A 23,440-nucleotide genomic window follows, 5' to 3' on the forward strand; every position below is an offset into this window, starting at 1 on the left:
CGTTCTACCCCGCCGCGCAAGCGGCAGCCTTTCCTGTAGCGCCAATCTGTACCTACCTTCCCGCGAGCGCCCGTCCCGCATAGCTGTCACGCCACTGTCATCGTTACGACACACAGGCATCGCAGGATCGGCAGTTCCGCGACAAACTTTTGGGGCTCACGCCATGCCGGAACTTTCGTACCCGCAACCGGGCGCTGCAAGTGGAAAGGGGCGCAATATCGGCCTGATCATCTTCCTCGCTGTGATTGCGATCGGCGCTGCTTATTGCGCCATGCATCTGGCGGACGATTTGCAATCCGTTCGCGAAGCCTCGTTTTTGCCCTACCTGCTCCTTGGCATTGCGCTCGTGATCGCGCTCGGCTTCGAATTCGTCAACGGTTTTCATGACACAGCCAACGCGGTCGCCACCGTGATCTACACGCATTCGCTAGCGCCGAACATTGCGGTGGTCTGGTCCGGCGGATGGAATTTCCTCGGCGTGCTTACTTCAACGGGCGCGGTTGCGTTCGGTATTCTGCAGCTTCTGCCCGTCGAACTGATTCTGCAAGTGGGCAGCAGCGCGGGCTTCGCAATGGTCTTCGCGCTGCTGATCGCGGCGATCATCTGGAATCTCGGCACGTGGTACTTCGGACTGCCGTCATCGAGCTCGCACACGCTGATCGGCTCGATCATCGGCGTCGGTCTGATGAATCAGCTGATACATGGCGCGAACGGCACGAGCGGCGTGGACTGGAATCAGGTGCTCGGCGTGGGCAAATCGCTACTGTTTTCGCCGCTGATCGGCTTTCTTGCCGCCGGGTTGCTGCTGCTGATCCTGAAAGCAGTGGTGCGGGTTCCCGCGTTGTATGCCGAGCCTAAAGGCAAGGAGCCGCCGCCGTTCTGGATTCGCAGCCTGCTGATTCTGACCTGTACGGGCGTTTCGTTCGCACACGGTTCGAATGACGGGCAGAAAGGCATGGGGCTCATCATGCTGATCCTGATCGGCACCGTGCCGACAGCCTACGCGCTGAACAAGGCGGTCACGCCGGCGGAAACGCAGACCTTCATCGCTGTGGCACAACACACCGCCGACACGCTCGGCAAATACACACACGGCGCGGCACCGTCTGCCAATCCGCGCGACGAAGTCGAAGCGTACGTGCGCACTCGTCAGTTGACGCCCGCCACCGTGCCGGCCTTGCAGCAACTCACCGCTCTGATCGGTCAGCAGGTCGGCGCATCGGGATCGATGGCCGCCGTGCCGCAAAATATCGTCGATAACGTACGCAACAATATGTATGTCGCCTCCGAAGCGATCCGCCTGATGAAGAAGAGCAAGCAGCCGGCCTTCTCACCGAAAGATGCCAAAGCGATCGACAACTTCAAGGCGCAAACCGATCACGCCACCAAGTTCATTCCGACGTGGGTCAAGGTTGCCGTCGCTATCGCCCTCGGTCTCGGGACGATGGTCGGATGGAAGCGCATCGTCGTTACCGTCGGCGAGAAGATCGGCAAGCAGCATCTGACCTATGGACAGGGCGCGTCGGCTGAATTGGTGGCGATGCTGACGATTGGCGCGGCCGACATGTACGGCTTGCCGGTCTCGACGACGCACGTGCTGTCGTCAGGCGTGGCCGGGACTATGGCGGCCAACGGCTCCGGCTTGCAATGGGCCACCGTGCGCAGCCTGATCCTCGCGTGGGTGCTGACGCTGCCGGTCTCAATCGCGCTGGCCGGGGGCTTGTACTGGGTGTTCCGGATGGTGTTCTGAAACGGCTGAAACCGCTGCTGCCGGGTGCAAGTCCGGCAACGGCGAAGTTAAAAAAGCGCGGTTTTTGCCGCGCTTTTTTCATTTCACCGAGCATAGATCGATCAATAAATTTCAGGCACGATCATCGACGACGGCACCGGCTGGCGGCTGTATTCGTCGTGATAGACCCGCGCCGGCAACTCGACGCGCGAATGCTCGATCTCGTGATACGGCACCTGGCTCAGCAGATGATGAATGCAGTTCAGGCGCGCGCGTTTCTTGTCGACCGCCTGCACGACCCACCACGGCGCCTCGGGAATATGCGAGCGCTGCAGCATGACTTCTTTCGCCTGCGTATACGCTTCCCAGCGGCGCCGGCTTTCCAGATCCATCGGACTCAGCTTCCACTGCTTCAGCGGATCGTGGATGCGGTTCTGAAAGCGGATTTCCTGTTCTTCGTCCGTGATCGAAAACCAGTATTTGAGAATCTGCACGCCGCTTCGTGCCAGCATCTTTTCGAATTCCGGCACCGAGCGGAAAAACTCTTCGTACTCGTCATCGCTGCAAAAATTCATCACGCGTTCGACGCCCGCGCGGTTGTACCAACTGCGGTCGAACAGCACCATTTCGCCTCCAGCGGGCAGATGCGACACGTAACGCTGGAAATACCATTGCGTGCGTTCACGGTTGTTCGGCGCCGGCAATGCCGCCACGCGGCACACGCGCGGATTGAGCCGCTGCGTGATGCGTTTGATCGCACCGCCCTTGCCCGCCGCATCGCGTCCTTCGAAAATCACCACCAGCCGGTGCCCGGTCTGCACGATCCAGTCCTGCAGTTTGACGAGTTCGCCCTGCAACCGGAACAGCTCGCGGAAGTACACCTTGCGCGCCTCGCGATGCTCGGGCGTGAAGCCCTCCGCGCCGTCGATGATACGGTCGTCGACCTCCATTTCGAGTTCCTCGTCGTACGCATCGATAAGGTCCTCTTCGAAACGGCGCTGCCGTTCTGCCATGACTTCGGCCTCGGGTCTCGGATCCAGCTCTTTCATTGCGACTCTCCTGGCAACGGAAATGGTTAGGCGCGCGGCGCATGCGCGTCGCGAACGGGTTCGATTATCGAAGCACGAGGTGTCAGCCGTGTTACCAGCGCGGCGGCCGCACCTTGGGGCACGGGCGCTCGCCGGAGGCTTGCGCGCCTTATAGCCCATCCATGATAGCGAGTTTAGCGCGGCCGCCCGGCGCTAACGCAACGGCTTCGCGAAGCTGAGTTCGTGGCCATCGGGATCGGTGATGTGGAAATAGCGCTCGCCCCACGGCGCATCGGACGGTTCGAGCGATGGCTTCAAACCCGCCGCCAGCGCTTTCCGGTAAAGCGCGTCGACGTCCGAGACATAAATGATCACGCGGCCCCACCAGTTGACTGGCGCACGCGTATCGACGATCAGGTTCAGATACGAACCGCCGAATGCAAACGAGGTAAACGCTTCCTGCGAACCGCCGAATTTGATCGGAAAACCGAGCGCTTCGTAAAACAGCACCGCGCGGGGCATATTGCGGGTGGCGAGCGTGATGGCGCTGAGGGACTCGATGCGCGGCCCGGTTGGTTCTGTCGAGTCGGTCGGCGCGCTCGAGGCGCTCGCCGAGGCAGAGGCTGCGGCGGAAGTGGTGGGCGAGTTCATGGCGGCTGTCTCCCTGGTATGGCGGCGCCTGGCGGGCTTCTATGGCGTCGGCCCGGACATCGCGGGCCTTGGCGCGGACCTTGGCGCCGGCGTTGGTCCGGGCATTGGCCGGCGCTTCAGCCTCTACGACGACCCCCGCTTTGGCGTGGGCTGACACTAGAAAGTGTCTCACAAGCAGCCTCGAGCGCGCCGCCTCGCCCGCACTTGAAAAACCCGCCCGCCGCCCCGCATCTGGATTCCCGTTTATCCGGAGCATCGCCATGGGAAGCCGTCCACGCTTCATCGATGACCTGTCGCGCGCCGCATCCGACGCCCCCGGGTCCGATCCACTCACCGCTTTATCCGACGACGCCTTGCTCGACGCCTATTCCCGCACCGTGATCGGCGCGTTGGAACGTGTTCAGCAGGCGGTCGCCTTCATTTCCGTCGAACGCCGGCTGCCCGGCGCGCCGTCCGGGCGCGACAGCCGCGGCGCGCGTGGCGGCACAGGCTCGGGTTTTCTGTTCACGCCTGACGGCTATCTGCTCACCAACAGCCACGTTGTGCACGGCGCCACGCATATCAAGGTGACGCTCGCCGACGGCGCGAAATTCGACGCCGATCTGGTCGGCGACGACCCCGGCAGCGATCTGGCCGTGCTGCGCATCGGCTCGCCGGAGCCATTAGCGCACGTCGAACTCGGCGAATCGTCGAAGCTGCGCGTCGGCCAGATCGCGATCGCGGTCGGCAATCCGCTCGGTCTCGCGCAAACCGTGACGACCGGCGTAGTCTCGGCGCTCGGCCGCTCGCTGCGTTCGAATTCGGGCCGCATGATCTACGACGTGATCCAGACGGATGCCGCACTCAATCCCGGCAATTCGGGCGGCCCGCTGATCAATTCGGCCGGCCAGGTGATCGGCGTGAACACCGCGATCATTCCCGGCGCGCAGGCGATCTGCTTCGCCACCGCGATCGACACGGCCAAGTGGGTCATCATGCAGATCTTCGCGCACGGCCGCGTGCGGCGTGCGTACATCGGCGTGGCCGGCACCACGAGACCGCTGTCGCGCCGCGTGCAGCGCTATTTCGGCCTGAGCTCGGAGAGCGGCGTGCACGTCATGGAAATCGTCAAAGGCAGCCCGGCCGCGTTCGGCGGTCTGCGCACCGACGACACGATCGTCGCGATCGATGCGCTTGCGGTGCAAGACGTCGATAGCCTGCAACGCACGCTCGATGTGTCGCGTATCGACAAGCCGGTCAACGTGACCGTGTTGCGCGGCGCGCAGCGGCTCGAATTGACCTTGACGCCGGTCGAGCAGACAAGCTGATTCGCTCGACTGCCTGTGGCGGAAAGGGCCTCGCATTCAATCAATCTCACGGATAAAAAAGGCCTCGCGCTCAATTTGAGCGCGAGGCCTTTTTTCTGCATGCAGCGCATCCGTAAAGACGCGCCGCTCAGATGCACTTAAACGATTGAAGTCAAACGCTTACTGAATCACCCGCGTGACACCACGCCCACGCGGATCGGCTGCGGCTTCCGGCGTATCGCCATTGACCTTGATCGCCTGGATGTCGCCGCTGAAATCCTGCCCCTTCAGCGTGTAACCCTTGGCTTCGATCTGCTTGGCGAGTTCGCCGTCGATCGGCTTGTACGGCTCCCAGAAGATCGTGTTCGGCGGCAACAGTTGGTGATGGAAGCGCATCGCGCCCACGGCTTCCTGCAACGGCATGTTGAAGTCGTAGACGTTGTTGATCACCTGGAAAATCGACGTGAAGATGCGCGAGCCGCCCGGCGTGCCGATCACGAGCGACACCTTGCCGTCTTTGGTCAGAATCGTCGGGCTCATCGACGACAGCGGGCGCTTCTTCGGTGCAATCGAATTCGCGTCGCTGCCCACCACACCGAACATGTTCGCAACGCCCGGCTTAGCGGAGAAGTCGTCCATCTCGTCGTTCAGCACGATACCCGTGCGATCCGCCACCACGCCCGAGCCGAAATAGCCGTTGATGGTGTACGTGTTCGACACCGCATTACCCCACTTGTCGATCACGGAGAAGTGCGTGGTTTCCGCTTTCTCCGGCATCGAGGTGCCGAGGCCGGCCTGGATGCTCTTCGTATCGGACGGTGCATTCGGATTGACTTCGGCGGCACGCTTGGCGATGTACGCGTCGTCGGTCAATTGCGCGACCGGCACCTTGTAGAAGTCCGGATCGCCGAGATACTGTGCGCGATCGGCGAATACACGCTTCTCGATTTCAGCGATCAGATGCACGTATTGCGCGGAATTGAGCTTGATGTCCTTGAAGTCGGGCGCATTGTCGGCCTTCATCTTCAGCAACTGCACGAGACCGATACCACCCGAGCTCGGGGGCGGCGCGGTAATCACGCGATAGCCGTTCCAATCCGCCTGGATCGGCTGACGCCACACCGCCTTGTACTGCTGCAGATCGGCCTTCGTAATCAGACCGTGACCGCGCATGGACGCCGCGATCAGATCAGCCGTCTTGCCCGAGTAGAAGTCTTTCGCGCCCTGATCCGAAATGCGCTGCAGCACGGCGGCGAGATCCGGTTGCTTAAAGTTGACGCCCTGCTTCAGATTGCCGAAGTAGGTATCGAAGTTGGTCTTGCCGGCAAAATCTTTCGCGGCGTCGTCGCGGCGTTGCTGCAATTGCTCGCTGACTTCGAAGCCGTCGCGTGCGTAATGAATGGCCGGTGCGAGCACCTGCTTCCATTTGAGCTTGCCGAAGCGGCGCTGCGCTTGCCACATGCCGTCGACAGTGCCCGGCACGCCCACCGCGCGATAACCGAACAGGCTCATGCCCTTGATGACCTCGCCCTTGTCGTCGAGGTACATGTTCTTTGTCGCGGCCAGCGGGGCGCGTTCGCGATAGTCGAGGAAGTATGGCTTGCCATCGACATACAGCGTCATGAAACCGCCGCCGCCGATATTACCCGCTTCCGGATACGTCACGGCAAGCGTGAAGGCGATCGCGACTGCCGCGTCGACGGCGTTGCCACCTTCCTTGAAGATCTGTTCTGCGGCGTCGGCGCTGTACTTGTCGGCGACCGCAATGGCGGACGCCGTGAGAATTGCCGGCTGCGCTTTCGCGGGCGCTTTGGCAAAAGCTGGAGTGGCTTCGAGAAAGCCGCTTGAAACAGAGACGAGTGCGGCCAGTGCAAGTCCGCTAACGGACGATTTGGCGTTTTGAAACAACTTCATTGGGCATCCTCCAAGACGACGCTTTCATCTGACAAAACGAAAACTGTCTTGGGCTTATAACATGGCGGCCCGCCGTTTGCGAAGCTGTTGCACGCATATGGTGCATGCTGCAGCACACAAAAACCGCCCCATTTAACAACACTAATTACCTCGTGTAGCCATGCTCGAATCGGCATCGAACACAGTCAGTGCGCCGCACCACGAGACCCAGCGCACCGAGAGTTGAACACTCAGGCGCTACCGCGGTTGCCGCGTGCGATTTCGTCGCCGGCGCCTTGCGGCAAGCGCGCGGTCACCGGAATCGACAGGAACGAGAACAGGCCGACCACGAGGAACGCCGGCCAGAAGTCGGAGAACACGATGGTCGAATGACCCTGCACGTTATGCGAGATTTGCAGCACGATGCCCGCGATCGTCACACCGAGCCCCAACGAGATCTGCTGGATCACGCTCGCCACGCTCGTCGCGCGGCCAACGTCGCGGCTTGGAATATCCGCATACGCCAAAGTATTCAACGAGGTGAATTGCAAGGACGGGAAGAAGCCGCCGAACAGCACCACACACCAGATCAACCAATGCGGCGTGCCGGGAAAGAACAGACCGTAGACGGCAATCGCAAGGCCCGCGCAACCGGCATTGAACATCAGCACAGTGCGAAAACCGAACCGTTCGAGAATGCGCGATGCGGCCGCCTTCATGAAGATCGAGCCGAATGCGGACGCGCAGGTAATCGACCCCGACTTGAACGCCGTCATGCCCAGACCTTCCTGCAACGCAAGCGGCAACAGAAACGGCACCGCGCCGAGGCCAATGCGAAACAGCGAACCACCCACCACGCTCGCGTGAAAACTCGGAATGCGCAACAGCCGCAAATCGAGCACCGGCAATTCGACGCGGTTCGCGTACAGCACGTACACCACCAGCAGCAGTACGCCGAACACACACATGCTGACCGATACCGAGTTGGACACCAGTTCGCCGCCTACCAGCGAGAGCCCCAGCATGAACAGCGACGCCCCGCTCGCCGACAACACGAAGCCGGTCCAGTCGAGCCGGCCGGGATGCGCTTCACGCACGTTGGCAATGTGCTTGTTCGCAAGCCAGATACCCAGCAGGCCGATTGGAATGTTGATGAAGAAGATCAGGCGCCAGTGCAGATAGGTCGTGATGAACCCACCCAGCGGCGGCCCAACTACCGGCCCGAGCAACGCGGGCACCGTCAGATAGTTGACCGCGCGAATGAAGTCCGACTTCGGCACCGAGCGGAAAATGATGATGCGCCCCACCGGCACCATCATCGCGCCGCCGATGCCTTGCACGAAGCGCGCAACCACGAAGGTGCCGAGTGACGTGGACGCCGCGCACATCAGCGAGCCGGCCATGAAGATGCCGATGGCGGTGCGAAAGACGGTGCGGGAACCGAAGCGGTCAGCGACCCAGCCGCAAATCGGAATGAAGACGCCGAGGCCGATGACATAAGCCGTCACGGCGAGCTTGAGGGTGATGGGGTCCTGGCCTAGATCGCGCGCCAGAACGGGGAGCGACGTCACGATGACCGTGCCGTCCACGTTTTCCATGAACATCGCACACGCGACGATCAGCGGAACGATGAAAGTGCCTAAAGCGAGAGGCATTGGCATGACGACGGGTTGCATGACCGTCGGTGTAAAGCTGCGATTATGGCATCGCATCGACAACGGATGTTGTTAAGCGAAGCCTTTTCGTACTCGCGCGGATGACGCGTTGCTATCCGGCGCCCAATAGTTGAGCGCGCAACGAAGCTGAGCTGATGACGAAAAAACAGAAGTGGAAAAGAAGAGAAAACCGACGCGATGGTAAGCCGGCATACAGCCGGCTCACCATGCAATACAGCGGTAATTCAGAAGCGAGACTTAACGCGACGCACTGACCAGCGGTTGCAGCTGCGGCAGAATCTCAGTGCTTGCGCGAGCGACGTCGTTCGGGAAGTCGATCTCGATCCACGGCGCGCCCGTCACGTCGGCCGTGTCGAATACCTGGCTGCGCTCCAGCAGCAGGTCGCGCACGGCTTCTTCGTGCGGCATGTTGGCCCGGCCGCTATCCACGTAGCCCGCGACGATCTGCGCGAAACGTTGCGCGGTTTCCTGGCGGAAGCGGAAGAAGCCCACCGATTCGCCGATGGTGTCGTACTCGAGATTGACGGCGAGCTGCTTGCGCAATTCGATCGGCACACCGTCTTTCAGGCACAGCTTGACGGGTTCGTCGCCGGCTTCGAAATCACGGTCGATCAACAGGCGGTTGATCGTCCCGCCCTTCACGAGCGCGCTCAGAATGCGCTCGTCGTAGAGCACGTCGGCGTCCATCAGCAGCACGTCGCCGCCGCGCGTGAGCGCCTCGGCCACCGTGTGCACCGTCAGCACGCTGCCCAGGTCGTAACGCGGGTTCAGCACGGTTTCCACTTTATGCGGCCAGTTGATCCGCTCCAGTTCCGCCTGCACCGATTCCGGCTGAAAGCCGAGCGCCAGCACGACGTCGGTCACGCCGGCGGTTTCCAGCATTTGCAGATGCCGTTCGAGCAGGCTCATGCCGTCGAACTGCAACAGGCACTTCGGGAACTGTGCCTGCGGCGGTTGCTGGAGACGCAGGCCGAGGCCCGCTGCGAGGATGATGGCACGCATGCGCAGTCCTTTAAAAATTCGGAGATTAATCGACAACCGGCACGCGCGTTGTGGCGCGCCGCCGTTGCCAGCTTCGTTCGCTGAAGTGCAAAACCAGTAGTCCAGGCAAACCGAGCAGGATTTCACGTGCGCGCTTGGCGAGCGACAACGCCAGCGCCGCGTCCGGCGGCAAACCCACGAGCGGCGCGAGCAGCAGATAACCCCCTTCCTGCACGCCGAGTGAGCCTGGGATCATGAACGCCGCGCCACGAATCGCCTGCCCGAGACTTTCGAGCAGGAGTGCGTCGACCCAGTCGACCGGATGACCGAGAAAGCGCAGCGCGAGCCACACCTCGACCGTGCCGACGATCCAGCCCACCAGACTCAGCGCGAAGCTTGCCGCGACGCGGCCGCGCTCGCGGTAGATCGCCTGCACGGCGGCGTCGACGGCTTCGGCGCGCGTCATCAGCGACGACCAGTCGCGCTTGCCGAACAGCTTCGACACCACGCCCAGCAAACGGCCGAACAGGCCGTGCCGCTGCGCATAGTAGAAGCCCGCAATCATCGCACCCAGCACGCCGGTGGCAATCAGCGTAGCGATTCGCAAATCGTGAAGCGCACCGTGCGCGGCGTAGGCGCCGAACAGCAGCAACCCGAGCAACGCGAAGACGATTTGCGCGACCGCCTGCGCCGTGGTGCTGACGGTGACGGCTGCGGCCGCGTCGCGCATGCGCATGCCGCGCTGGGACAGTTGCCGCACCATCACCACCGGGCCGCCGATCTGGCCGGCCGGCAACAGGCTATTCACCGATTCGCCGATCCAGCGTGCGAACAATGCGTCGCGCACCGTCGCGTCGTGATGCACGCCGTCGCGCTGACGCTGGAACAGCACCGAGATTGCGCCGGCGTCGAGCACCAGCGGCACAAGGTGAAACGCCGCGACAAGCACGAGCCCCCAGCCGGCCGCGGCCAGCGCCGAGGCCACGGAGCCGAAACCCTGCCAGGCGAGCAGGCCGACAAAGAGCGCCGTCCCGATCGACAGCAGAATCAGGGCCGCGCGTGTCATGCGGGGTCCTTGCGGCGTTTCGTCATCTGACGGAAAACCTGGCGGAAACCGAAGTACGCGATCGCGTCCTTCATGTTCGAGATGAACCGGCGCCACGGCCGCATGTTCGGGTCGGTGACGTATTCGAAGGTCAGCGACACGCGCATTTCGTTTGCGCCGGCCGGCGTGATGCGATGACGCAGCTTGTCGCCGTCGAAGAACACCAGGCCGCCCGGCGGAATCTGCACCGAGCCGGGTTGATCCGCCACGTCCGGATTGCGCGTATGCAATTCGTAATCGAGCCGGCACGACGATTCGTCGATCACGCCGAGCAGCAGCGTATAACGGCGGCCGTCATAGTACGAAGTATCGTAGTGCCAGCCGATGTGGTCGCCGGCCCGCGTGTAGTAGTACAGCGCATAGGCGTGCGGATCGTCCGCGGGCGACACTTGCAGCTTGTCGCCGCTGAGTTGTTCTAGCCAGCCGATCAGTTCCTTCGAGCGATACAGTTCGGCGATGAACGGCGCGAGACGGTCGATCGTATGACGGCTGACGCTGCCGCCCTGCTTGTGTCCCGGCAGATAGTTGCGGTTCACTTCGTCGAGGAGGCCGCGCGCGCTCTGCACGAGCTGGGCGGTGACTTCGGGCGCGAGGAAATCTTCCAGATACAGGAACGCGCCCTGATCGGCGAAATCCTTTGAGAGACGCCGTGTGTCGAACGTGCGCGTGCGGCTCGCCACAGCGCGATCGGCATTCGGCGCGGGCGCGGTCGACGAGGCCAACGAAGAGGCCGGCGAACGTTCAACTGAGATTGGTGCGATCACGTCGTCTTCGGCGTGCATACTCATTCACTGGCCCACATTTGACTGGTTTCAGAAGCCTTGGCAGGGGCGGCCGCCGAGCGCTCGGCGCGGCGCGCGACGCGCCAGTAATCGACCACCACCCAGACGGCAAACAGCGGCGCGCCGATTGACGCGACCACAACGAACGGCATGACGACGCTCGTCAGCGTGACGATGGGAAGCAGGTACAGCACGTCTTCGGTTTCGAAACCGCCGACCGATGCCTGCTTTGTACCTGCCTTGCCCGCCATCTCCTCGATGCGCATGCGCAGGAAGAAAATCAGCGCGACCGCAACGCCCGCCACGGCACCCAGCCAGCCGGGTGAAACTTTCAATGAGCCGACATGCGTCGAACCGACACCCATGCCGACGAACAACATGACGGTCACGAGGGCGTCGCAAGCCAGATCGTAAAAATGACCGATCCGGCTCGACTTTCCGCCGATGCGCGCGAGTTCGCCATCTGTGTGGTCGACAAAGTTCGACAGCACGATCAGAGAGGCGCCCGCATTGGCCCAGGCAAATCCGCCGTGAGCGAGACAGAGCGCGCCGGCAAGCCCGATCAGCAGGCGCAGCGTGGTCAGATGGTTCGGCGTGACCCAGGTGTTGACAAGCGGCGTGACTATTCGGCGGGCGAGTCTCGCATCCCATGTTCTGGGGGCCGGAACGTTAATTGGAATTGGTGGTCGCGAATTCATAACCCGGAAATATATACGGGATCGTAAAAGCTTGCTTCCTTCCTTAACGTTTTCTTAAGGGCTCATTGTTGCCGATGCGTGCCAGGCGCCGCGCAAGATATGCCGAATCACGTTAAAGTGCGAATCCAGTTGCGCCTGTCACACCAGATCACGTCGATGCGCAATGTCTTTTCGGGGTGCGGCGCATCGCCGCCACTCGTTGCGAACTCACTACATCGAACGCGGGTCGCCATTCACGTATATGAAACGCTTCTTTTCATCCGTACTCCTTGCGCTGGCCGCCGCCGCGCTGCCGCTCAGCAGTCATGCTGCCGCTCTCGACGCACCGCTCACCTGCAACGAGAGCGGTCATCAGTTCATTGCCGATCTCGCCCAGCAGCAGTTGATCGATCCGAAGCCAATGCGGGTCGAAAGCAACTCCATCAATGCGTTTTCGCCGGTGCAGGGCGCCGACCTGACCGCATTCGGCTTTCACGTTTTCGCGGTGGTCGGCTACGAAAAAGACGATCCGATGTTCCGCGTCGGCGACGGTGAACCCGTGGCCCGCTCCGCCTATGGTGTCGTGGTGTTCGGCGGCGAATCCAAGGTCCAGGCCGCGCTCGCCGAGACCGGCAGCACAGCGATCGTGCATCGGGTGGCGCCGCTCGTAACGGCGATTTTCTGCAAGCGGAGTTGAGGCGGCAGGAAATGGCCGATCGGAAGGTATGGGGCCGGCGTTTTACGCGTTATAATTTCGGCAGATGGATTTTTCGGGGCCCGCAAGGGCGTCTATCTGCCTCCTGGTCAAACAGGATCCAGCCGTGCTGGTTACGTCGGGTTATACCGATCAAGCGCACCCGCGAAGTTATGAGGCCCCCACGCGGGGCCTCACCTGTTTCTGGCGCGTGGTTTTCAGTTAAAAGTGACTGAGATTCGGATCGCGGATTGCCTCTCCCCTCAATATTTTTGCCGCCATCACGCGAAACCGCACGATGCTCCGCCGGTTGCGCGGGATTCCCGCCCTTCCCTTGCTGATGTCGCGTACGTAGGCGCTCTCGATCACAAGCCGCAACGCACTCGCCCCCGCCCGGCGCAGGCGAAAAAACACTTCATATTCGACCGGCTCGCCCCGATGCGTGATGTCTTCGATCACGAGCCAGTTCGAATGGCCCGTGAAGTAGCAACGCCGCTCGCCCAACTGCGCGACGATCGCAGGTAGTCGAAGCGACCAATGATGTCTGTCGAAGCAGAACGCGCGAGCAACATGCCGGTGGTCGAGAATCTTGCGTTCATTGCCGAGCGTGTCGAAATCCAGCCGCTCACCAGGCGGTGGTCCGAACGACACGCAATGGGACGTGTATTCAACATGCACAGTCGCCCTCGCGGCGGGAAACTTCGCAGAAGCGGGAATGGCAAGAGTGAAAGCGCCAGCGAGCAGGTGCGACAAGCCATATCGGACGCTTGCCACGTCGATATAACCTTGTCGCAAAATCGAAATCCACTTCATACGCCAGCCGCGGGGGAAACCGGAAATTATCGCGAGAATCCCCCTCGCTGGCGCCTCGGCCAGATGGCCTATGCCACGTCTTTTACCGCACTCTCCCCCTACAGCTTGATCCCCGCCGGGTCCGCTGTCAGATACCCCACCGTCGCGCCGAAGCGGTCCTTATAGTTCGCCCGCACGAGCGGATCGAGTGTCGATTGGATCTTGTCGTGCAACGGACTTTCCCAATCGCCGACATGCTGGAAGTTGCTCATCACGTACGTCCAGCCGTTGATTTCGTCGACTGCATGCAGGCCTGTCGACTCCGCGCCCGCGGGGCACGACAACACACGTGCGAGCGTCTTCGTATCGACGTTGTAAGCCCACAGAAAATTGTTGACGTGCATGCCGCTGTCTTCGCCGATAAAGAGCGTGCGCAGTTTCTCCGAGAACTTGAGGTTGTCCGGATTCGCGATACGCTCCGGGTTCGCCGTGTTGCCAAGCACGTCGGCGGACGACAGATCCTCGCCGACCAGCGCCGCAGGCGCGGCCATGTCCACCGGCACCCAGTCGCTGTTGATCGTGCCGCCGCTGCGGTCGCTCTGGCCGCCCTTCATGCTCAGCGCGAAAACCGCACCGGCGTTGATCGCCTTGTCGACGGCGACATCGGTCGATGCGGCGTGACCACGCACCATCGATTTCTCGATGCGTGACATCGCCGAATACAGCACCTTGTCCTTGATATTGACCGTTGTGCCTTCGAGTTTCGTGAAACCCATGCTGCCGCCCGCCAACGCTGCGTAGCGATGCGTTTCGAGGAAGGTCGCCGCCTTCGTCATGCCCGGCTTGATGCGCACCCAGTTGAAGGTGCCGTTGTAGTTGATCTTCGTGTAGGTCGAATCGACCGGGTCCTTGGTCGCGACGTCCATGATGTCGCTCGCGCTCAACTGGTTGGCGAGCGCCTCGATTTCGTCGCTGGTCGCGTGGCCCAGATTGATCCAGGAAAGCGTTGCCGCGCCCGCGCCGCTCGACGACACCTGCGTCCACTTTGCGACATACAGCGTGCCCGCCGACAGATCGGCCTCGCGATCGGCAATGAACATGAAGAGGCCGCCGTTGGTCGCGTCGTCGCCCATCAATACGGTGCGCTTATCCGGCATCACCTGAATCAGTTCGTGCGAGATGCGGCCGAGGCAGTAGTGTTTCCTGATCGTGCCGGTGCCGTCGGGATTGACGGTCACTTCCGGCAGATGCCCATAGTGATAGGGATTGGCGGTGGTTTCGTCACCGTAAAGGCTGCGGCTGAAGCCCTTGAACTGACTGTTGGTTGCGATCGTCGCGGCGTCCGGCTCGTACTCTTCGCTCGACAGATGCGTGTTCCACGGCGACAGGCTCGCGCCGCAGGTAATCCACAAGCCATGCGCCTTCGATGTATCGACGCTGTGATAGCCCACCAGCGTCAGCTTGCCCGTGGCCGGGTCCTGATCGAGCGTGAGCACGGCGATCGGCGACGGCAACTGGCCATACATCGACTTCAGACTCTGATCGCGGGTCGCGTATTCGAACTGCACGACGGCGAATACCGCGTTGCCCTTGAGGCCCTTCACCGTGGGCTTGTCGAGACGAATCAGCGAACTGCCGTCCGGGCAGTCCGAATAGAACTGACGCTCTTTGCCCGTTACCGATTTATCGATGATCGGCTGATTGTTGATATCGAAGTAGCCGCCGGCCAGGATCGTCCCGCCCTTGATGTTCGGCACCAAGTCGCCAGTCACGAAAAACGGCTGGTACGCGAGCTTGAACGTGCGGCTGCTGCCGTCGCTCAGTTGCACCGTGAGTGTCGAGCCGACCGTGGTTTTCGCCATCGCGGTGGGGTCCGCCAGTGTCGGCGCGGCCATGCCGCTGAATGCCGCCGAGACGAAGTTGGCCACCGGCTTCACCGGTGTCGCCAACTCGTCGCCTCCGCCGCCGCACGCGGTCAGCATCGACGCCGTTGCAAGGCTGCCTATCGGCAGCATCGGCGCACCGGCGAGGAGTTTCAGGGCCTTGCGGCGGGAAAGGTCGAACGGCTCTGCCATGTTGTCGTGATCCAGGGTTCGGGTAGCGTGGGTGAATGCACAGCCGGCACGCACTCAGACCCAAAACCGCATGGTTCACGCTCGCGCCGCTATGACGCGAGGATTCTATGAAGTAAATGTGAAAGTATATTGACAGGCTTTAGTAATGTTAAATTCAGCTATTCGTTAGCAGAAACCCGTCACCGCCGATCTAGCCCGGACGGCGGAATTCGTTTTCGACCCACGCAGCAGCGCTCGCCTTGCTCAGCTTGAAGTTCGGCGCCACCTGCACTTGCGCGAGCTGTTCGCCGAAAGTATCGAGGGCGGTCAACAGCGCGTACGGTTCGTCTTCGTCGGGAACGATGTCGAGCGTGATGTCGAGTTCGCCATTGCCGTCCGCGCTGGCCACGCGCACTTCTTTGTGCAACTGGGCGCGCAGTTGCTGCTCATGGCGGCGCAACACTTCAGACGCGGTTTTCACCAGCGTGTTGAACGCCGACGTGTCGAGCGGCTTCGGATCTTTCTTGTTGCGACCCATCGTCCACGGGCCGACGAGTGCCGGTTCCGCTTCGCCGTCTTTAATCATGGCGACGGCCCAGCCTTCGTCGTCTTCGTTCTTGATGACACGCGCGGTCCAGCCGTCGTCGCGCCACAGACGCGCTTCGTGCTGGGTTTCGGGCAGCGCGTCTTCCAGATGATCGAGCGGGGTTTCGTGGATTTCGGACGCGCCTTCCGTCGGGGAGTCAGCAGCGGTGTCGGACGATGGAAGGGGGGAATTGGTCATTACAGGTTTACTCACGTTCGCGGGGCGGAAACACAACTCAAGCCTGCGATTCTACCTGCCCCACACCCGCCGAACGCGGCCCTCTGACGAACGGACAAGCCAGGGCACGCTCTTCGCCAATCGAAATAGTGCATTTCGTTATTCGCGGGAACCTATAAACCGATTATAAAACGTTCGAAAAAAACGCGGCCCGAAAGCCGCGTATAAAGAGATGAAAAAGACACCCCTGGTCAGGGGGTGAAACGAATTGTAGAACTGTAATTCGCCGGGATAGAGCACACGAATTGGAAGAGTCCATTGCAGAAATCAGAATGATTCTAAATTCAGGCAACGACGCGCTTAAATCCTTACTGAATATGACACAGCGGGAGCGTCGCGATCGAGCAACACCGACAATTTGACGAACAATTACAGCGTCATCGTGCACAAATATTTTTTTCTTTATTTACCAGCACTTACACAACTCTTAATCCGGTATTCCGAATTATAAAATGCATTGTTGCGCCATATGCGGTTAAAGATATAAATAGCAGGCATACACTTCGCAGCGGATCGTCAGGCAGCCGGCGCAATCGGCTGTTAGCACTGGAATGCGATTCTCTACGCACTGTCCCGGAGTTATCTAAACATGAAAAAAACCCTCATCGCAGCAGGCCTCATGGGCGCGTTCGCCATCACCGCTCACGCACAAAGCAGCGTTACGTTGTACGGCACGCTGGACGCCGGTCTCGTCTACTCGAACAACCAGGGCGGCCACAGCAACTGGCAACAAGGCAGCGGTTCGGTGTCGAACACCTATTTCGGCCTGCGCGGCAACGAAGACCTTGGCGGCGGTCTGCATGCCATCTTCACGTTGGAAAACGGCTTCAACCTGAACAACGGCCAGTTTTCGGAAAGCAGCACGATGTTCAATCGTCAGGCTTTCGTCGGTCTGCAGAGCGATCAATACGGCACGCTGACGCTCGGCCGCCAGTACGATTCCGTGGTCGATTACCTCGCGCCGCTGTCCGAAGCGGGCGCGGGCTTCGGCAACAATCTCGCCGCTCACCCGTTCGATAACGACAATCTGGACAACTCGTTCTCGATCAAGAACGCCGTGAAGTACACGAGCGCGAACTACGCCGGCCTGAAATTCGGCGGCCTGTACGGCTTCAGCAATTCGGCCGGCCAGTTCTCGAACAACCGCGCATGGAGCGTCGGCGCTTCGTACGACAACGGTCCGCTGAGCGTAGCCGCCGCTTACCTGCAACTAAACAACTCGGGTAGCTCGAACCTGAGCGGCGCAGTCTCGCAAGGCAACGGCACCGCCGCCGTCGCAGCTAACCTGCAACGCACGTTCGGTGCGGGCATCAACTACACGTACGGCCCGGCGACGGCTGGCTTCGTGTACACGCATACGCAACTGGACGGCATCACGGGCGTGGACGTCGGCGGCACGACGCTGCCGGGTGTGGCAGGCACGAACCTGCATCTGGACAACTACGAGTTGAACGGCAAGTACGCACTGACGCCGGCACTGAGCCTCGCCGCTTCGTACACGTTCACCGACGGCAAGATGTCGGGTTCGAATGGCTCGGGCGATCCGAAGTGGCACACGGTATCGCTGCAAGGCGACTACTCGCTGAGCAAGCGTACCGACGTGTACGTGGAAGGCGTGTATCAGCACGCATCGGGCGAACTCGGCAACTTCGGTGCGAACGTGGCGGCGATCAACACGCTGGCGCCGTCGTCGACCGGCAACCAGGTTGCTGCGGCTGTCGGCCTGCGTCACCGCTTCTAAGTTTTTCTGACGATACATGCAGAGCGGCGTATGGGTCCGCCCTGCAGCCGAATCCGCGCGTGGCACGATCACGCGCGGGTTTTTTTCAAGGCGCTTACGTTCTTACGTTTCGAGGTAGCGGTAGTGACGGCGCAAGCATGCCGTGGGTATACTGAGACCGGCTGCCTTCCTTGCCGTAACGTCGTTGCGGTTGAACGGCTGCTTCGTCGCGAAGCATGACGTTGCGTTCAATCGCGTTGCGCTTCGCCCGCGCCCCAAGTTCCCGTACACGATCGGGGACGCCGACGATCGGACCATGAAAAGACTTCTTCTGCTTGCTCCCGCTGCTGCCCTCACTGCTTTTCTCGCTGCCTGCGGTTCCAGCGGCCCCGCCCGCGACGCGTCCCAGCCGATGATGTACGTGTCTTCGCAGCGCGCCCCTGCTTATATCGCCGATTGCCTCGAAAGCAAGCTGTCACGCGTGCGAATGTCGCGCGTCGGCGACGCGACCGAGATCGCCGTCGGCTCCGATTCGAACAACTCGTATTTCGTCACGCTCACGCCTTACAACGCCGGCTCGGTCATCAAGGTGATGCATCCCGCGAATGCGCCGGACGATCCGCCTGAAGCGGAAATGCGTGTCGATATTGCGCGTTGTGCGACCTGAGGTTTGGGTCACGCGGCTGCGTTGTTGAGGACGACACTGAAGGCCACGCCGATATCCGGTTTTTTTATCTCCTGTGTTGGCTATTTTTTTATCTGCTCATCTGCGAACATAGCCGCCCCTTGGCTTTTATCCGGCGCACCGCGTCGTGAGGTTCGATGGCATCCAACAAAGCACATCACGCGACTGGGTTTGCGGCCGGCGTAATCGCGGCGGCTGTTGTCGCGCGCGTCGGCGGCGGTGGTTCGTTTCATATCGGCGTGTTGTTGAGTTTCATCGCCGGAGTGGCGGGGAGTACGGCGCCGGACTGGCTGGAGGTGGCGTGGTGGTCACGCGCGCGAAGGCTGTGGATTACGCATCGTACGCTGACGCATTGGGGGGTGGGGTGGGTCGCGTTGCTCGTGGGCTCTTATCATTGGCTTGGGCATTCGGTTTATGCTGCGGCGGTGTTTGGGTTTGCTTGTGGGGGGGTGATGCATCTTTTGGCCGATTGGCCGAATCCTTTGGGGGTGCCGTGGATCGCTGGGCGGCATTCTTTGAATCTTTGGAATAGTGGGCATTGTGATTTGATTGTTGTTGGAGCGGCTTGGGTCGCCGCGTGGTTTGTTGGGGAGCATGTTTGGTTGCATGGGGTTTCGGTTTTTAGGTTTTTTAGAGTTGGGTAGGGGGTGGCTTTTTTTGCCTGCGCGGCGCTTTGGTCAGTGTTCTTGGGGCGTTGGCCTTTCCTTGTTTTGTTAGTGGTCTATTAGCGTTGCCCCTGTGCGGGGCGGCACCTACTTTTCTTTGCATGCCGCAAAGAAAAGTAGGCAAAAGAAAGCGGCTCAAACCACTCCTGCTAAGCGGGTCCCGTAGTTTGCATAGGGTAGTGGTGCATCTGGAATCTGGGTTCGTGCACCTGCATGCGCCAGTGACAAGGGCGTCATTCTTCCGGCGGCGCTGCGCGCGCCGAAGCGTTGTTCTTAACCCCGTCGTTGTGCTTTATCGCCGCTTCGCGGCTGCGTAGTTCGCAGGGGTCATGCCCATCAATCTCACGAATGCTCGGGTCATGTGGCTCTGATCCGCAAAGCCCGCTGCGGCTGCGGCGTCTGCCAAGGTCGCGCCACGCGCGATCAGTTGTCTCGCAAGCATTACCCTGCGCTGCATCCTGTATGCGTGCGGTGGTAACCCCATCTCGTGCGCGAAACCCCGTAGCAACTGGAAGCGACTCATGCCGGCGTCAGCAGCAAGGTCAGTTAGCGTGAGCGGTGACGAAGGGTCGTCGTCAATACGCGCCCTCGCTCGTGCAATCGGATTCAAGGTCTGTGACAACCGTGGACGTGCGTGCGCCGTCGCGTGAGTTCGAAGTAGATACCCAAGCAACTCGAGCATCGTCTCCTCTCGGATCAGGTCGTCCGGCACGGATTGCGCCTCCACCGATACTGTGAACAGGCGCTCGAATAGCACCTTCAGTAACGGGTCGTGTACCACCGGTTGGGTCAGTTCGATCTCGTGTGTGGCGATTCCACTTAATTCGATTGCGGCGTCGCTTAGCATCGATGGCTCGAAATACAGCATGCGCCATGCGCGTCCGCGCTCGTCGAGCGGGCTGCCGTCGTGTACCTCCCCCGGGTTCACCATGATCGCGTCGTTCGCTCGCGCTTCTACTACGCCGCGGCCGCTTGATGATCGATGTCCTCCGGTGACGATCACGCCCACGCCGAAGCGGTCGTGCGAATGGCGCGGAAACGAATGCGTCGTTTCGGCCACCGTCGCTTCGACGCCGGCGATCGCGCAGCGAGGCATGTGAACGCGGCCGCGTGACATGGTGCGCCTCAGAAGTTAACTAGCGTTCCGCGCGGCACAACACGCGGCGGTCTGCACGCTGAATCGCGCAGCGAGCCGTATGCAGATCGCCAGAGCACCCCGCGCGCCAGTCCACGCGGCAAAGTGCGAGATGACGCGTGAGCCAACCCGCTCATCTACCGCCCCCCTCTTCCGTGCCCGTGCGCTCACCCTCGCGGATCTTGCCTTGCGATACGCTGCTGCCCGGCGGCACGCTATGCGTCAGCCACACATTGCCGCCGATCACCGAGCCGCGCCCGATCGTCACGCGGCCGAGAATCGTCGCGCCGGCATAAATCACGACGTCGTCTTCAACGATCGGATGGCGCGCGTTGCCCTTGACCAGCGTGCCGTCAACATCCGCAGCGAAGCTCTTCGCGCCGAGCGTCACGGCCTGGTAGACACGCACGCGCTCGCCGATGATCGCGGTCTCGCCGATCACAACGCCCGTGCCGTGATCGATAAAGAAACTCGGGCCGATGGTCGCGCCCGGGTGAATGTCTATGCCGGTCGCAGAGTGTGCGATCTCGTTGATGAAGCGCGCGAGCAAGGGCACGCCGAGGCGGTGCAGCGCGTGCGCAAGACGATGGTGCGTCATTGCCCACACGCCCGGATAACACAGCAGAATTTCAGTGATGTGCTGCGCGGCCGGGTCGCCGGTGAAAGCGGCCTGAATATCGCTGACCAGCAACGCGCGAATACCGGGCAACTGCGTGCCGAACTCGCGCGCGACATTGAACGCGCGCTCCTTCAGATCCGCATCGGGCGTTTCGCCAAACTCGGGCAGAAAGCGCAAGGCGCGGCGAATCTGTTCGGCAAGCAATCGCAACGTGCTTTCGAGCGTGTGGCCGACGTAGTAGTCGACGGTTTCGTCAGTTAGATCGGGGGCGCCGTAGTGCGTGGGAAACAACGCCGCGCGCAAGCCGGTGACAATGGCGATCACCGCGTCGCGCGACGGCAACTCGCGAATGCCGAGCGGATGCCGCGTGCGATGCAATTCTTCACGCGACGCGCGCAAGTCCGCGACGATCTGTTCGAGACCCCAGTTGTGGGCAGGCACATTAGGCATAAAAGGACAGCGCCGCGCGGTAAGCACGGTTCAGAGTGATTGTCCCAAGAGATTACCGCGTTTTGCGGCGGCTCGCGCAACGTCGCGCGGCTGCCCGGTATGCCGGTAAGCGCATGGCGGATGCGCTTCAGATAGTCACGCTGCTCGCATCGATCCAGCGCACGGCCCAGTCGCGTGCGTGCGCGATGGCGGTGGCTTCGTCAGGAAAACGCAAGTCGGTGGGAAAAAAACGGTTGGCGACCAGTTCGCCGTCGCTGGAGCGGGAGATGACCACATACGGTTGCCAAGTGCCATCGCACGCGCGCGCCGGCGCGCAATTCAGCAAGTAGCCGCGATGTGTGAATGCAGCATCGAAATGCATGTGTCACCCGCCCTGACGGCCCCGTAAGATGTTTTGAGTAGCGCGCGTCTGTTCGTTGTCGGCCATGTAAAAAAAGCCGGACGCATGTCGTCGATTTAACCGCGCTTCGCTCGTCGGAGTAAGATCATACTCTGTAGAAAATAGGCGTCCATTAAAAAAAACGAAAAGAATCGCTGACGCAATCGCCACGTGAAATGCCCGCATATGTCGCTGCGTATGTCACTGCATATGTCACTGCATATGTCACTGCACATAAACTGCGAGGCAACCGCGGTACAACTCACACGCACAAAGAGGTTGTGCGAGGCGGAACGGGTTTTGCTGCACTTCAACCATGTCCTCTTCAATGGAGAATGCATGATGAACAGCGACATCAACAAGCCGGCAGACGCCGGCAAACTACCGCGCACCACCGGCCCGAGAACGACGGAACTGCATAACGACCGCACGCACGACAGCACGGTCGACACCGACGGCAAGACTCTCGAGGCCGCCCGCATTGCCGGCCACAGCCCGATCTCGCCGGACGAGATCACGACGAGCAACGCGAGCCTGATCAACAGCGTGCCCGAGGCACAGGACGGCATGGCCGGCTTCGACAGCCGGGTTGGCGGCAATCATCTGCTGCTGGCGCTCGAACCGGGCTACACGGTCATCGATAAAGGCATGGTCGAGCCGCAAGGCGTCGATTCAGAAGATGAACTGTTCGACGACCCGCGCCCAATCCGCAGCCGTCGCGAACGTGGCCGCATCCATTTCGCCCTCAATCACCTGCGCCCTACCCGCGTGATTGAATTACATCGGGCGAAATAAGTATTCGCGCGGCGCATATTTGTTTGAATTGCGCCGCTCGCACCGATTAATCAGTCCATTCCAAAGTGCGCACCGTTTGAATGACGGTGCGCGTTTCGTTACGGATTAGAAACTCAGGGTTGCAGGACCTGCAAGCCGAACGGGCTTTTTCCGCCCGTCGAACGCCGACACAATCGACTGCATGTCCAATACCAAACGGAGCAGCAGATGAAAAAAATTGTCGTAATAGGCGCAACCGGCACGGTCGGCCAGGCAGTGAGCGCGGCATTGAAAGCACGCCATGAAGTCATCGAAGTGGGCGCGACGCGCGGCCAGTATCGCGTGGACAGCACCGACCCGGCCAGCATCGAGCGGCTCTTTAGCCAGATTGGTAAAGTCGACGGCATCGTCACCACCACCGGCAAGCTGCATTTCGGCCCGCTGCCGGAGATGAGCGTCGAGCAGTTCTGGGTCGGTCTGCGCGACAAGCTGATGGGTCAGATCAATGTGGTGCTGGGCGCCCAGCAGTACGTGAACGACGGCGGTTCGTTCACGCTGACGAGCGGCATTGTCGGCGACGAACCGATTCGCGAAGGCGCGAATGCGACCACGGTCAATCTGGCCCTGGAAGGTTTCGTGCGCGGCGCCGCGATCGAATTGCCGCGCGGCATCCGCATCAACGTGGTGAGCCCGACGGTACTCACCGAAGCGATGGGTGCTTATGCGCCCTACTTCCGCGGCTTCGAGCCGGTCACCGCCGAACGTGCCGCGCAGGCCTATCTGCGCAGCGTGGAAGGCGCGCAAACGGGCCGTGTGTATCGCGTGGGGTATTGAGCCTTAAG

23 protein-coding genes are annotated in these 23,440 nt (G+C 61.2%); 9 read left to right on the forward strand and 14 right to left on the reverse strand.

Annotation, left to right across the window (positions count from 1 at the left end; translation table 11 throughout):
• Positions 1–163 precede the first annotated feature (163 nt).
• Positions 164–1,750, forward strand: coding sequence for an inorganic phosphate transporter (locus tag M0D64_RS05660; protein WP_266256930.1), 1,587 nt, complete (start codon positions 164–166; stop codon positions 1,748–1,750).
• A gap of 101 nt (positions 1,751–1,851) precedes the next feature.
• On the opposite strand, the gene ppk2 is transcribed toward M0D64_RS05660, so the two are convergent.
• Both ppk2 and M0D64_RS05670 read right to left on the reverse strand, forming a co-directional pair.
• Positions 1,852–2,778 (reverse strand): polyphosphate kinase 2, encoded by a 927-nt coding sequence (gene ppk2 / locus M0D64_RS05665; RefSeq protein ID WP_154567110.1) that lies wholly within the window; start codon positions 2,776–2,778, stop codon positions 1,852–1,854.
• 192 nt (positions 2,779–2,970) lie between these two features.
• The gene (locus M0D64_RS05670) at positions 2,971–3,408 is read right to left on the reverse strand and encodes a VOC family protein (RefSeq protein WP_266256931.1); all 438 of its coding nucleotides are present in this window, start codon (positions 3,406–3,408) and stop codon (positions 2,971–2,973) included.
• On the opposite strand from M0D64_RS05670, the gene M0D64_RS05675 reads away from it, so the two are divergent.
• Positions 3,407–3,562, forward strand: a complete 156-nt coding sequence (locus M0D64_RS05675) for a hypothetical protein (protein WP_266241509.1) — start codon at positions 3,407–3,409, stop codon at positions 3,560–3,562. The two genes, M0D64_RS05670 and M0D64_RS05675, sit on opposite strands and share 2 nt — an antisense overlap.
• A gap of 106 nt (positions 3,563–3,668) precedes the next feature.
• The gene (locus tag M0D64_RS05680) at positions 3,669–4,715 is read left to right on the forward strand and encodes a S1C family serine protease (protein ID WP_266256932.1); all 1,047 of its coding nucleotides are present in this window, start codon (positions 3,669–3,671) and stop codon (positions 4,713–4,715) included.
• Positions 4,716–4,874: 159 nt separating this feature from the next.
• Here the strand turns inward: M0D64_RS05680 and ggt are convergent, their stop codons facing one another.
• The 6 genes from ggt to M0D64_RS05710 form a co-directional block, all read right to left on the reverse strand.
• Positions 4,875–6,608, reverse strand: coding sequence for a gamma-glutamyltransferase (ggt, locus tag M0D64_RS05685; RefSeq protein ID WP_266256933.1), 1,734 nt, complete (start codon positions 6,606–6,608; stop codon positions 4,875–4,877).
• Between the two features lie 230 nt (positions 6,609–6,838).
• A complete protein-coding gene (locus M0D64_RS05690; RefSeq protein WP_266256935.1) occupies positions 6,839–8,242 on the reverse strand; it encodes an MFS transporter in 1,404 nt (467 codons plus the stop codon).
• 258 nt (positions 8,243–8,500) lie between these two features.
• Positions 8,501–9,265: a phosphocholine cytidylyltransferase family protein gene (locus M0D64_RS05695; RefSeq protein WP_266256936.1), complete on the reverse strand. Its 765-nt coding sequence runs from the start codon at positions 9,263–9,265 to the stop codon at positions 8,501–8,503.
• A 25-nt stretch (positions 9,266–9,290) separates the two neighbouring features.
• The gene (locus M0D64_RS05700; protein WP_266256937.1) at positions 9,291–10,310 is read right to left on the reverse strand and encodes a flippase-like domain-containing protein; all 1,020 of its coding nucleotides are present in this window, start codon (positions 10,308–10,310) and stop codon (positions 9,291–9,293) included.
• Positions 10,307–11,137 carry a 2OG-Fe(II) oxygenase gene (locus tag M0D64_RS05705; protein ID WP_266256938.1) on the reverse strand — a complete coding sequence of 277 codons (831 nt, stop codon included), beginning with the start codon at positions 11,135–11,137 and terminating at the stop codon, positions 10,307–10,309. The genes M0D64_RS05700 and M0D64_RS05705 overlap by 4 nt, the downstream gene beginning before the upstream one ends.
• On the reverse strand, positions 11,134–11,829 hold the full coding sequence (locus tag M0D64_RS05710; RefSeq protein WP_266256939.1) for a CDP-alcohol phosphatidyltransferase family protein: 696 nt from the start codon (positions 11,827–11,829) through the stop codon (positions 11,134–11,136). The genes M0D64_RS05705 and M0D64_RS05710 overlap by 4 nt, the downstream gene beginning before the upstream one ends.
• 241 nt (positions 11,830–12,070) lie before the next feature.
• Here M0D64_RS05710 and M0D64_RS05715 point away from each other — a divergent pair, with 241 nt between their 5' ends.
• Complete coding sequence (locus tag M0D64_RS05715; protein ID WP_154567114.1) at positions 12,071–12,505, forward strand: hypothetical protein; 435 nt, start codon at positions 12,071–12,073, stop codon at positions 12,503–12,505.
• Between the two features lie 219 nt (positions 12,506–12,724).
• Here M0D64_RS05715 and M0D64_RS05720 read toward each other — a convergent pair whose 3' ends face one another.
• The 3 genes from M0D64_RS05720 to M0D64_RS05730 all read right to left on the reverse strand — a co-directional run bounded on the left by M0D64_RS05720 (position 12,725) and on the right by M0D64_RS05730 (position 16,132).
• On the reverse strand, positions 12,725–13,276 hold the full coding sequence (locus tag M0D64_RS05720; protein ID WP_266256940.1) for a hypothetical protein: 552 nt from the start codon (positions 13,274–13,276) through the stop codon (positions 12,725–12,727).
• Between the two features lie 137 nt (positions 13,277–13,413).
• Positions 13,414–15,369, reverse strand: coding sequence for a PhoX family phosphatase (locus M0D64_RS05725; RefSeq protein ID WP_266256941.1), 1,956 nt, complete (start codon positions 15,367–15,369; stop codon positions 13,414–13,416).
• 190 nt (positions 15,370–15,559) lie between these two features.
• On the reverse strand, positions 15,560–16,132 hold the full coding sequence (locus M0D64_RS05730; protein ID WP_266256942.1) for a hypothetical protein: 573 nt from the start codon (positions 16,130–16,132) through the stop codon (positions 15,560–15,562).
• 628 nt (positions 16,133–16,760) lie between these two features.
• Here M0D64_RS05730 and M0D64_RS05735 point away from each other — a divergent pair.
• From M0D64_RS05735 to M0D64_RS05745, 3 genes are all read left to right on the forward strand, one after another.
• Positions 16,761–17,912: a porin gene (locus M0D64_RS05735; protein WP_154567098.1), complete on the forward strand. Its 1,152-nt coding sequence runs from the start codon at positions 16,761–16,763 to the stop codon at positions 17,910–17,912.
• A 295-nt stretch (positions 17,913–18,207) separates the two neighbouring features.
• Positions 18,208–18,558 (forward strand): sugar ABC transporter ATPase, encoded by a 351-nt coding sequence (locus M0D64_RS05740; protein WP_171928746.1) that lies wholly within the window; start codon positions 18,208–18,210, stop codon positions 18,556–18,558.
• Between the two features lie 155 nt (positions 18,559–18,713).
• Entirely contained in the window at positions 18,714–19,220 is a 507-nt protein-coding gene (locus M0D64_RS05745; RefSeq protein WP_171928745.1) for a metal-dependent hydrolase, read from the forward strand.
• Between the two features lie 313 nt (positions 19,221–19,533).
• Here the strand turns inward: M0D64_RS05745 and M0D64_RS05750 are convergent, their stop codons facing one another.
• The 3 genes from M0D64_RS05750 to M0D64_RS05760 form a co-directional block, all read right to left on the reverse strand.
• Complete coding sequence (locus M0D64_RS05750) at positions 19,534–20,358, reverse strand: AraC family transcriptional regulator (RefSeq protein ID WP_266256943.1); 825 nt, start codon at positions 20,356–20,358, stop codon at positions 19,534–19,536.
• A 151-nt stretch (positions 20,359–20,509) separates the two neighbouring features.
• Positions 20,510–21,445, reverse strand: a complete 936-nt coding sequence (epsC, locus tag M0D64_RS05755) for a serine O-acetyltransferase EpsC (protein WP_154559117.1) — start codon at positions 21,443–21,445, stop codon at positions 20,510–20,512.
• 127 nt (positions 21,446–21,572) lie between these two features.
• Complete coding sequence (locus M0D64_RS05760; RefSeq protein WP_154559118.1) at positions 21,573–21,806, reverse strand: hypothetical protein; 234 nt, start codon at positions 21,804–21,806, stop codon at positions 21,573–21,575.
• Between the two features lie 360 nt (positions 21,807–22,166).
• Here M0D64_RS05760 and M0D64_RS05765 point away from each other — a divergent pair, with 360 nt between their 5' ends.
• Together M0D64_RS05765 and M0D64_RS05770 are read left to right on the forward strand one after the other, a co-directional pair.
• Positions 22,167–22,619 carry a DUF3005 domain-containing protein gene (locus tag M0D64_RS05765; RefSeq protein WP_266257007.1) on the forward strand — a complete coding sequence of 151 codons (453 nt, stop codon included), beginning with the start codon at positions 22,167–22,169 and terminating at the stop codon, positions 22,617–22,619.
• A 207-nt stretch (positions 22,620–22,826) separates the two neighbouring features.
• Positions 22,827–23,432, forward strand: a complete 606-nt coding sequence (locus M0D64_RS05770) for a short chain dehydrogenase (protein ID WP_266256944.1) — start codon at positions 22,827–22,829, stop codon at positions 23,430–23,432.
• Positions 23,433–23,440 lie beyond the last annotated feature (8 nt).

The sequence above is a fragment of the Paraburkholderia sp. WS6 genome (assembly GCF_030464835.1).
Classification (GTDB): Bacteria; Pseudomonadota; Gammaproteobacteria; order Burkholderiales; family Burkholderiaceae; genus Paraburkholderia; species Paraburkholderia madseniana.

Excerpts from the sequence above, each read along its gene's own strand:
- M0D64_RS05660 (WP_266256930.1), top strand. The coding sequence starts at position 164 with ATGCCGGAACTTTCGTACCCGCAACCGGGCGCTGCAAGTGGAAAGGGG.
- M0D64_RS05745 (WP_171928745.1), top strand. The coding sequence starts at position 18,714 with ATGGCATCCAACAAAGCACATCACGCGACTGGGTTTGCGGCCGGCGTA.
- M0D64_RS05675 (WP_266241509.1), top strand. The coding sequence starts at position 3,407 with ATGGCGGCTGTCTCCCTGGTATGGCGGCGCCTGGCGGGCTTCTATGGC.
- ppk2 (WP_154567110.1), bottom strand. The coding sequence starts at position 2,778 with ATGAAAGAGCTGGATCCGAGACCCGAGGCCGAAGTCATGGCAGAACGG.
- M0D64_RS05760 (WP_154559118.1), bottom strand. The coding sequence starts at position 21,806 with ATGCATTTCGATGCTGCATTCACACATCGCGGCTACTTGCTGAATTGC.
- epsC (WP_154559117.1), bottom strand. The coding sequence starts at position 21,445 with ATGCCTAATGTGCCTGCCCACAACTGGGGTCTCGAACAGATCGTCGCG.
- M0D64_RS05715 (WP_154567114.1), top strand. The coding sequence starts at position 12,071 with ATGAAACGCTTCTTTTCATCCGTACTCCTTGCGCTGGCCGCCGCCGCG.
- ggt (WP_266256933.1), bottom strand. The coding sequence starts at position 6,608 with ATGAAGTTGTTTCAAAACGCCAAATCGTCCGTTAGCGGACTTGCACTG.
- M0D64_RS05770 (WP_266256944.1), top strand. The coding sequence starts at position 22,827 with ATGAAAAAAATTGTCGTAATAGGCGCAACCGGCACGGTCGGCCAGGCA.
- M0D64_RS05735 (WP_154567098.1), top strand. The coding sequence starts at position 16,761 with ATGAAAAAAACCCTCATCGCAGCAGGCCTCATGGGCGCGTTCGCCATC.
- M0D64_RS05670 (WP_266256931.1), bottom strand. The coding sequence starts at position 3,408 with ATGAACTCGCCCACCACTTCCGCCGCAGCCTCTGCCTCGGCGAGCGCC.
- M0D64_RS05730 (WP_266256942.1), bottom strand. The coding sequence starts at position 16,132 with ATGACCAATTCCCCCCTTCCATCGTCCGACACCGCTGCTGACTCCCCG.
- M0D64_RS05690 (WP_266256935.1), bottom strand. The coding sequence starts at position 8,242 with ATGCCTCTCGCTTTAGGCACTTTCATCGTTCCGCTGATCGTCGCGTGT.
- M0D64_RS05700 (WP_266256937.1), bottom strand. The coding sequence starts at position 10,310 with ATGACACGCGCGGCCCTGATTCTGCTGTCGATCGGGACGGCGCTCTTT.
- M0D64_RS05750 (WP_266256943.1), bottom strand. The coding sequence starts at position 20,358 with ATGTCACGCGGCCGCGTTCACATGCCTCGCTGCGCGATCGCCGGCGTC.
- M0D64_RS05705 (WP_266256938.1), bottom strand. The coding sequence starts at position 11,137 with ATGAGTATGCACGCCGAAGACGACGTGATCGCACCAATCTCAGTTGAA.
- M0D64_RS05725 (WP_266256941.1), bottom strand. The coding sequence starts at position 15,369 with ATGGCAGAGCCGTTCGACCTTTCCCGCCGCAAGGCCCTGAAACTCCTC.
- M0D64_RS05765 (WP_266257007.1), top strand. The coding sequence starts at position 22,167 with ATGAACAGCGACATCAACAAGCCGGCAGACGCCGGCAAACTACCGCGC.
- M0D64_RS05710 (WP_266256939.1), bottom strand. The coding sequence starts at position 11,829 with ATGAATTCGCGACCACCAATTCCAATTAACGTTCCGGCCCCCAGAACA.
- M0D64_RS05695 (WP_266256936.1), bottom strand. The coding sequence starts at position 9,265 with ATGCGTGCCATCATCCTCGCAGCGGGCCTCGGCCTGCGTCTCCAGCAA.
- M0D64_RS05680 (WP_266256932.1), top strand. The coding sequence starts at position 3,669 with ATGGGAAGCCGTCCACGCTTCATCGATGACCTGTCGCGCGCCGCATCC.
- M0D64_RS05740 (WP_171928746.1), top strand. The coding sequence starts at position 18,208 with ATGAAAAGACTTCTTCTGCTTGCTCCCGCTGCTGCCCTCACTGCTTTT.